Source organism: Thermogutta sp., assembly GCF_039793925.1.
Lineage (GTDB): Bacteria > Planctomycetota > Planctomycetia > Pirellulales > Thermoguttaceae > Thermogutta.
In genome coordinates, this window is record NZ_JBAMME010000108.1 from 1 (window position 1) to 1,315 (window position 1,315).

1 protein-coding gene is annotated in these 1,315 nt (G+C 54.6%); it reads right to left on the bottom strand.

The features are described 5' to 3' along the window. On the bottom strand, positions 1 to 768 hold a 768-nt coding region (locus ABJK56_RS03895), incomplete at its 3' end, for a hypothetical protein (RefSeq protein WP_347243356.1). Between the last annotated feature and the right edge of the window lie 547 nt (positions 769 to 1,315).

Here is a 1,315-nt window from a genome sequence, read left to right on the forward strand (position 1 = left end):
CAGACCGAGCGTGGTTTCATGGATATAGGCACCATCGAAGGCACAATCGCAATTTCCGTCCTTTTTTTTAAGGACCTGCAAAACTTCTTTGTGAAATCGCTGCAATTGCGGCATATCCGAATGAAATATGAAGATATGCAGCCAATCTTGCCCGCCACGCCAGAGCCATCCCAGATAACCGGCCAGCCCCGCGAGGGCGCAGCAGGCGCAGAGTTTGAGGCCGCGTTTGGCCCCCGAGTAGAAGCAGCCGAACTTGCTCGGGTCCACCACGAAGGGAAACATCCACATGGTGGCGTCGGTTACAGGGCCCTCTTCGCCACAGATGTCGCAGAGTTCTTTCTTTCTTTTGAGATCGAGTTTAAGAGAATATTGCGGGGGCTCAAGGAAAAACTCCCGCTCCTCACCGTTAATGCGGAGTTTCTCCTTCTGCGTGCGGGGGTTGGCTTTAATAAAAAGATTGGTCGGGAAAACCCAGTTTTTCTTGTCGTATTCTTTGATGGAGTTTGCCGACTTATCGAAGTATTCCCCCTTATTACCGGTGGGCTGCACTAACCGATTTACGAGTTCCTGAAGAACATCATCAACACGGTGCTTGCCCTCTCCGAAAAGCCTCAACAACTCCACCCGACCTGTATCGAACCAGAAATTACCCGTCGAAACATCGGCGCGGAGTTCAAAACAGTCCGTGGACGCCGCTGACTGGAAAGCCGATCCCGAAGAGCTTTGTGCTCCACGAGACCTGCCCACTTTTGTTCCCTTTTTAGGCATGATCTGTTCCTCCTTCTGGCGTCTCAGTCTACTCCTCCTGTCCGTGTTGTCAAGTCGTCGGCGCTCTAAACTTTGTTACGATCAAAGGCGCGCGGTCATCACAGGCTGGTGTTTTCTCCTTCGCGTTCCATGAGCACGGGAAGTTAGCCGCTTCAACGGTCGCTGCCCTATGCCACCCACGCCGGTGATCAGCGGTCTGGCTGACTTACTGCGTTGGGTCTACCGCGCTGGATTGGAAAGATTCATGCAAAAGGGCTTGGGATTGCCGCCTGCATCTCACATTCCTTGAAAAGTCTCTCCGGCTGCCGCCTCAGGCTCCCTTGGAACTAACGACTGGCGAGGCTGGCGACGGGCGGCCAAGGCAACTCCCGGGGGTCCGGACCAACACGACGTCGCTGATTTGCGGCGAGCGCTGCAGTTTTCCCGTTCCAGCGGGCCTCTCGCCGCGACGGAACGTTTTACGCCACTTTCGCGGGCAACGATCCCCATCTCCCGTGGGGTTATATAGGGGAATTTGCAATTTTCGCCATTTGGGGGGCTTGACAAA